The 7,505-nt window shown below is 44.4% G+C and carries 7 protein-coding genes; all 7 read left to right on the top strand.

All coding sequences use genetic code 11. From position 1 onward, the window contains the following. The first annotated feature begins 138 nt into the window (after nucleotides 1-138). Genes CA600_RS30150 through CA600_RS30180 form a run of 7 tightly spaced genes read left to right on the top strand, consistent with a single transcriptional unit; the run spans nucleotide 139 to nucleotide 7,341 of the window. Entirely contained in the window at nucleotides 139-1,755 is a 1,617-nt protein-coding gene (locus tag CA600_RS30150) for an ABC transporter substrate-binding protein (RefSeq protein ID WP_094874769.1), read from the top strand. After that, nucleotides 1,752-2,741: an ABC transporter permease gene (locus CA600_RS30155; RefSeq protein WP_256990085.1), complete on the top strand. Its 990-nt coding sequence runs from the start codon at nucleotides 1,752-1,754 to the stop codon at nucleotides 2,739-2,741. The genes CA600_RS30150 and CA600_RS30155 overlap by 4 nt, the downstream gene beginning before the upstream one ends. Continuing rightward, nucleotides 2,738-3,604, top strand: a complete 867-nt coding sequence (locus tag CA600_RS30160) for an ABC transporter permease (RefSeq protein WP_094874770.1) — start codon at nucleotides 2,738-2,740, stop codon at nucleotides 3,602-3,604. Before CA600_RS30155 ends, CA600_RS30160 begins: the two co-directional genes overlap by 4 nt. Continuing rightward, complete coding sequence (locus CA600_RS30165) at nucleotides 3,604-4,368, top strand: ABC transporter ATP-binding protein (protein WP_094874771.1); 765 nt, start codon at nucleotides 3,604-3,606, stop codon at nucleotides 4,366-4,368. Before CA600_RS30160 ends, CA600_RS30165 begins: the two co-directional genes overlap by 1 nt. After that, nucleotides 4,359-5,132 carry an ABC transporter ATP-binding protein gene (locus tag CA600_RS30170; protein ID WP_094874772.1) on the top strand — a complete coding sequence of 258 codons (774 nt, stop codon included), beginning with the start codon at nucleotides 4,359-4,361 and terminating at the stop codon, nucleotides 5,130-5,132. Before CA600_RS30165 ends, CA600_RS30170 begins: the two co-directional genes overlap by 10 nt. Next, complete coding sequence (locus tag CA600_RS30175; protein WP_094874773.1) at nucleotides 5,129-6,187, top strand: pyridoxal-phosphate-dependent aminotransferase family protein; 1,059 nt, start codon at nucleotides 5,129-5,131, stop codon at nucleotides 6,185-6,187. The genes CA600_RS30170 and CA600_RS30175 overlap by 4 nt, the downstream gene beginning before the upstream one ends. A gap of 2 nt (nucleotides 6,188-6,189) precedes the next feature. Continuing rightward, nucleotides 6,190-7,341 carry an amidohydrolase family protein gene (locus CA600_RS30180; protein WP_094874774.1) on the top strand — a complete coding sequence of 384 codons (1,152 nt, stop codon included), beginning with the start codon at nucleotides 6,190-6,192 and terminating at the stop codon, nucleotides 7,339-7,341. The last annotated feature ends 164 nt before the right edge of the window (nucleotides 7,342-7,505 follow it).

Here is a 7,505-nt window from a genome sequence, read left to right on the forward strand (position 1 = left end):
AGTCATCGACAGTGGTCTTTTTGTTGTATTTATTTACTTAAAGGGTTAGTACGATTTAAATTTTGTTTGACAGACTACAGTGTTTAACCCATAATACAATTCATACTAAACATATATGAATTGTAGGGGGAATGGAGTATGTCATATTTTAATTTATCTTTTAAGAAGCCGCTTCTGTTTGGGGCAATATCAATATTACTATTGATGGTAATCGCGGGTTGCTCCGGATCTACTAATAAGGCTGATTCCAATAAGGAAGCTTCGGAAAATGCGAGTGCAGCAACTCAGAGTCCTCAAGCAGCAGAGCCGGCAGCAGGAGGAACCTTCGTCTATGGTCGGCCTGCTTCTGTAACCTCGCTGGATCTGCATAACCAGATTACGTCCAACAATGCTTTTGCTATCGACAAAGTATTTGAATCGTTGGTTGCTTTTGACAGCAAGGGCGAAATTGTAGATTGGCTTGCGAAGTCACACAGTATTAGTGAGGATGGATTGACGTATACTTTTGAACTTCGTGAGGGTCTGAAGTTTTCAAACGGTACGGATGTGACTGCGGAAGATGCTGTATTCTCCCTTGAGCGCCACTTGAAGGTTGGCGGCCCACTGGCAATATCTGCAAAGGTGGACGCAATCAAAGCGCAAGATAACAAAACGCTTGTTATTACGCTTAAAGAGCCTTATACACCATTTATCTCAGAGCTATCCAATTTCTCAAATGGCATCTTGCCTAACCATTTTGGTGGAGTTCCCGAAGAAGAATTCTTTAAGAAGCCCATCGGAACGGGGCCCTTTGTGGTTGAATCATGGGATACAGCGGGTGATCTGACCTTCACTAAGAATAAATTCTACTGGCAAGAAGGTAAACCATATATTGATAAGCTAGTTTATAAGTTGATTGAGGATGATAGTCAAGCAATCAATCAGCTGAAAGCTGGAGAAGTTAATGCTATTGAATCTTTAGCGCTGCAAAATGCCAATGAGATCAAAGATGGAGCTGACACAAAAGTAATTACTAATGGTAGTTGGGTAACAGAGCAATTGTTCTTTAATACGCTGGATAAACATTTTTCGGATGTGCATGTTCGCCGCGCTCTGGCTCTGGCGCTTGATCGTGAAGGCTTGACCAAAGCGTTAACCTTTGGATATGCACAGACGGCAAACTCATTGCTGCCAACAACGATTCCTTATAACTCCAATGATACAATTAAGGCTCTGAACTTCAATGTCGAGGCGGCCAAGGAGGAGCTTGCTAAATCTGCCTTCCCTAATGGATTCACTACTAAATTACTTGTAGCTTCCGGCAATAGTACAAGAGCACAAGAAGCACAAATTATTCAGGCAGCGGGTCAAACGATCGGGATTACAATTGAGATTGAGTCGATTGAGCTTGCTACTTTCCGTGAACGGTTCTTTGCATATGATTTCGCCGCAATGCTCAACAGTGGTCAAGCCGACTCCCCAGAAGCGAACTCGATTATTGCTTTTCAAACTGATCCGGAAGGCTTCAGCAAATCATATTGGACCCATTATACGAATGATGAAGTAACGAAGCTGCTATATGAGGGCCAAAAAACAGCGGATGGCGATGGCCGTGCGCAAATCTATACTAAGCTGCTGCAGACACTTGCTGATGAAGTGCCGTATATTCCGCTTTATTATCCAGATGTTCTGAAAGGTATCCGTTCTTCAGTCGACGGCCTTGTTGTTCTACCTAACGGTAGCGCCCGTTTCGAAGATGTCCGCATCAGCCAATGACGAATCTTAAGCAGGTGTTAAATCAACCGAGAGGAAGCAAAGACTCTTACAACTGGCTTGTGATATCACTTATAAAAGCGCTGGCAGTAATCTGCTGCGTAATGATAGCAGTCTTTTTCATCATCCGGATTGTGCCTGGAGATCCAGCTAAAATGATATTGGGAGAATACAGTACCCCTGAGGCGCTTAAGAGTATGCATCATACTCTTGGGCTGGACCTCCCTTTGTGGGAGCAGTTCCTGCGATTTCTGAAGACGCTATTTACTCAGGGGGATACCGGAAACTCCATTGTTATGGGTACATCAACAAGAGAGTTGATTATGCAGCGAGCCCCTGTCACATTGTTGCTCATAGTAATAGCGTGTGTGTTGGCGATTTTGGTATCGCTTCTGCTTGCTACAGTAGCAGCTACGCATAAGGATAAACTGCTGGATCATTTAATACGTATTTTTCCTACAATAACTTTGGGTATGCCAATCTTCTGGGTTGGCTTACTTTTAATTTTGCTCTTTAGTGTCCGGCTTGGCTGGTTCCCCGTTGGGGGAGTAAGTGAAGGGTGGATTGGAACCTTGCACAGTCTTGCACTTCCGGCAATCACCGTTGCTTTCTCACAGATTCCTACGCTGGTCCGTTCGTTAAGAGCACAGATGCTTGAAGTGTTAGAATCGGATTTTGTAGTTACACTTAAGGCTGCCGGAATACCAAGCAGGGTTATTTTACTTAAACATGTGCTGCGTAATTCGGCTCTTCCAACACTGATGCTGATGGGTGTGAATATTTCTTATCTAATTGGCGGCACATTGGTCGTTGAACAGGTGTTTGGAATAAAGGGAATTGGCAGCTTGTTATTCACTTCAATTTCGAAACGGGACTTTCCGGTTATTCAAGGAATAGCACTTTACTGTGCGTTAGCTGTTGTGATCATCAGTCTCTTGATTGAAATCATTTCTTGGTGGCTTGATCCCAGAACGAAGGGAAAACAATGAAAACTATAAGACTAGAGCCACGAATGTATGAGGGTGGCAAGATGACTAGTGGCTTAAAGCGAATATGGAATACCCCTTCACTTCTAGTGGGAATTATTATGTTTGCAGCTCTTATGTTCTTGACTGTATTCATACCGTATATAAGTCCCTATGATCCCTCCGAGCAAAATTTGAGTGCCTTTCTACAGCCTCCATCAGCCGAGCATTGGTTGGGAACAGACCAACTGGGACGTGATCTGTTTACTAGATTGATTTATGCAGCGAGGACGGATTTAAAAATCATGGTCTTGGCAGAAATCATTCCCTTTTGTATAGGTGTGTTTCTAGGAATGCTAGCAGGATATTACGGCAAATGGATTGATACAGTTATTACGCTGCTGTCAGATACGTTGATCGCTTTTCCTTTTTATCTAATCGTCATTATCGTGGCTTTTGCCAGTGGAGCAGGAGAACGAGGCATCTATATTACGTTTATCCTTGTAGGTTGGATTGTTTTTGCTCGTGTAGTGAGAGGTCTTAGCGCATCTTTTCGCAATCAGGAATGGGTGGCATCCGCTCAAACCTTAGGGCTACCCGGAGTAAAAATTATTTTGCGTCATCTGCTGCCCAATGTGCTTCCGCAAGCCGTGGTCGTTCTTATGACAGACATGATTGGATTGCTTGTTGCCATTGTTACACTAGGGTATCTTGGGATCGGTATTACACCGCCAACTCCAGACTGGGGAACTATGATCTCGGATGGACAACCCTTCATCACTACAGCTTGGTGGCTCTCAGCTGTCCCAGGATTTGCAGTGGTGTATACCGGAATAGCTTTGTCGCTCCTAGGTGATGGTTTGGCAGACATATGGAGGAAAAAATGATGTCTATACAACCCATTTTAGAAATAAATGCACTATCGCTGGCTGCAAAGTCAAAAGAGAGATTAGTCAACAATGTTAGCTTTTCGCTGAGCAAAGGGGAGAGTCTAGGATTAGTAGGTGAGTCGGGTTCAGGAAAATCGCTTACGCTGCGTGCAATTCTGGGACTACTTCCAAATGGTGTTGAACAGACAGGTGGCACCATTAAGAGTGACGTAAGCAGTGCGATGGTGTTTCAAGACCCGAGAGGTGCGCTTGATCCACTCTGTATGGTTGTCAATCAGCTGGCTGAAGTCGTGTATTACAGACAGAGAGTAAGCCGAAAGGCTTCGCGAATGATTGCGCTGGAGCTACTCGAAAGGCTTGGTCTCCCTGATTCTTTAAAGAAAAAGGACCGATATCCAAGTCAGCTGTCAGGCGGTCAGTGTCAACGGGTAGTCATCGCTTTGGCACTGGCATGCAAGCCAGGCATTCTTCTCTGTGATGAGCCGACAACGGCGCTGGATGTCACGGTTCAACGGCAAATTATTGAAACGATCACGAACCTCCAGCAGGAGCTCAGTTTTGCCATGATTTTTGTAACCCATAATCTCGCGATTGCAGCCAGCTTATGCTCACGCCTATGTGTAATGAAACAAGGGCAGATTGTTGAGCATGGCGCTACCCTTGATATTTTGCAAAATCCATCCGACCCTTACACACAGATGCTGATTGATTCGGTGCTTCCTTTGCCAGAGCTTGAAGGGAGTAGAGACTTATGGAACTAGCCTTGCAAATAAAAGATTTAACTGTTCACTATGGCGGATTTACTGCACTGGACTGTATCAATCTGAATCTTGAGCAGCACACCACTCTTGGACTTGTTGGAGAATCCGGCTCAGGCAAATCTACGCTGGCTCGAGTAATTGCTGGACTGATTGCCCCGCATGAGGGAAAGATCCTGTTAGGTACCCAAGAGTTAAAAAAGAAAAGAAGCCGGGAGCATCGTAAAATAATCCAGATGATCTTTCAAAATCCTGATGCATCGCTGAATCCAAAGCATTCGATTAGGCAAATTCTTTCCGAGCCCTTATTGTTTCATAAAATAGTGGGACGTTCGGGCGTTGAGCAAAGATGTAAAGAGCTTTTGAACCAGGTTCATTTGGAGCAAAAGGCTTTAGATAAATTCCCTCACGAATTTTCTGGTGGTCAGCGGCAACGGATAGCGATCGCTCGTGCATTAAGCGTTGAACCAAATATCCTGATCGCCGATGAACCTACGAGCGCGCTGGATGTATCTGTGCAGCTTAGTGTGCTCGAGCTGTTCAATACGCTGAAAACTGAGCTTAATCTCACTATGCTTTTTATTTCCCATGATCTAGGAGTTATCAATGCAATTAGCGATACGGTAGCAGTTATGCGGCAAGGAAAGCTCGTGGAGCAGAGTCCCAGGGATCAATTCTTCATCCGGCCTAAACATGAATATAGTTACGAGCTGTTGTCGGCGGTTCCTAAAATGCCAAAATCAAGTACATCAGGAGGTTTCTTATGAGCCCAGAACATAATATACATGTGCCACTTTCAGTGACTGAGTATAATAAGCTTACAGAATTAATTTCTACAATCTTGTTTACTGAGCATCCACCAGTTATCATCCCAGCTGAGGCAATTCTGGGAATCGAGGCAGTAGCTGCAGGAATAGCCGCGCCTGGTCGAACCATTGTAAATGTAGTAACAGGTCCCTATGGAAGTCTATTTGGAAAATGGCTTGAGCGGGGAGGAGCAACGGTAATTGAAGTAAAGGTTCCTTTTGATGAAGTGGTCACTGGAGACCAAGTTGCTTCCGCAATTAAAGAGTTTAACCCTTGTGCCCTTTCCTTTGTTCAGGCTGAAGTGGTTACAGGTGGATCTAATCCGGCTAAAGAAATATTCAGGATTGCAAAGGAGTACAATCTCATTACTGTGACGGACTCGGTTTCTGCGGTTGGGGGAGAGGTGTTACTGGTCGATGAATGGGGAGTTGATTTTGCTGTGATAGGCGCGCAAAAAGCCTTGGCTGGACCTAACGGCGTTAGCGCCGTCAGTATTTCACCACGTGGCTGGAAATTTCTTGAGTCTAATAAAAATGCACCACGTAACTCCATTTTGTCCTTGCTGGATCTCAAACCTTCGCTGGATGGCGCCGCGCCACTACGAGTTGCTCCAAATATTCCGACATTAGAGGCTAGAGCTTTGATCCTGACCTTGACACGAATTGAAGAAGAGGGATTGGAGCAAATCATTCAGCGTCATGAAAGGGCTGCAGCTGCTACATTAGCGGGTATAGAATGCTTGGGGCTTGAGCCTTGGCAAAAGGACAGCAGACATTATTCTACACTGACTACAACGGTTCGGATTGGTGGAAGGCAAGACTTGCAGATCGAAAAACCTATAGGCATTGTGGCTCCAGGAGACGGAGAATTATTTGGACATCTTTTGCGGATCAATCATTTTGGAACAAATGCTGCTCGTAAAAGTGTAGAGGAAGCCATGTCAACGCTTGCTGAGTTGTTGAAACAAAACCCTGATCAGGCATTACAAGCTGTTCGGCTGGCTTGGGGGGAATGAAGATGATCCATAAGCATCCAGAGCTACATACATTCATGGATATTCATATAGCAGGCATCGAAGGAAAACGTTTTAATGTTGTGATCAAGGATGGCTATTTTTCATCTATTACTGAAGCGAAGCCGCAACAAAATAATACAACTCCTACAGGCACAGAACTATGGATAACGCCTGGTATTATTGATCTTCATACGCATCTTGCTTGGACAGACTTTGATCATACGGACCAATTGAAGCGCGACTCCCATCAGATCGAGGCCATGCAGGCGCAAGCATTTGAGGCTACTCTAAGGACTGGTGTAACGACTGTACGGGATGCAGGGGGAATTACCCCCAGCACAGTGAAGCATCTTGTTCAGCAGTATCAGCAGCCTTTAAGAGTGCATACGAGCAGTGAGATGCTTGGAGCAGCAGATGCCCGTGGACTTAAGTATTTGGAACAACGGATGGGGCAAATCTTTGCTACAGGAGCGGGCTGGATAAAAATCATGGCCACAGGCGGTCTTGGGGCACCCACCGAGAAAGTCGTAGATCCGATCTTTTCCGAAGAAGAGTTCGAATTCATTGTTCGTAATGCACATGCTTATGATAAGAAGGTACTGGTTCATACCTGGGGTGGAGTAACGATAGACTGGTCCATTCAGGCCGGCGTGGAATCTATAGAGCATGGGATGTTTCTAACTGAAGATCAGGCAGGGAGACTTTCTAGTTCAGGGGTGGCTTTTGTACCTACTACATCTATCTATCGCATTGCTGCAGATCCGAAAGGCGTTCTAGCCTTGAACCCGATTATTTGCGAACGAGCTGCCCGCGCTGTTGAATCGCATTCCAAAGCCATTAATTATGCAAAAAGAGAAGGCGTTCGTATAGGATTCGGTACAGATTATGCTACACCTTCATTACATGGTTATAACCTTCAAGAGCTGGATACGTTGATTGATTATGGCTTAACACGCAAAGAAGCATGGCAATCTGCTACTAAAAGCGCTGCTGATATTCTAGGGAATGGAAATGAGCTGGGGCAAATTGCAGAGGGTTTTATTGCAGATGCTGTTGTTTTCAATGTTGATCCATACCAGGCCTATAATGCGGAGATACTTCGAAACAGTATCGTTTCCGTAATTACTGGAGCGAAGGAAGCGGAATTAATTTAGATTCTTCTAAGCTCTCTTCTAAAAACAACTGATATCTTTTGCAGTTGTTTTTCTTTTATATTATGGAATGTATACAAGGCAACAGTATATAAAGATAGAGTGAAATCATTAATACTTGATTTATGGTTTTTAAATATTTGAAAAAAAGTGTTGCAATGAATCTC

Source organism: Paenibacillus sp. VTT E-133280 (genome assembly GCF_002264385.1).
Classification (GTDB): Bacteria; Bacillota; Bacilli; order Paenibacillales; family Paenibacillaceae; genus Paenibacillus_AQ; species Paenibacillus_AQ nitricinens.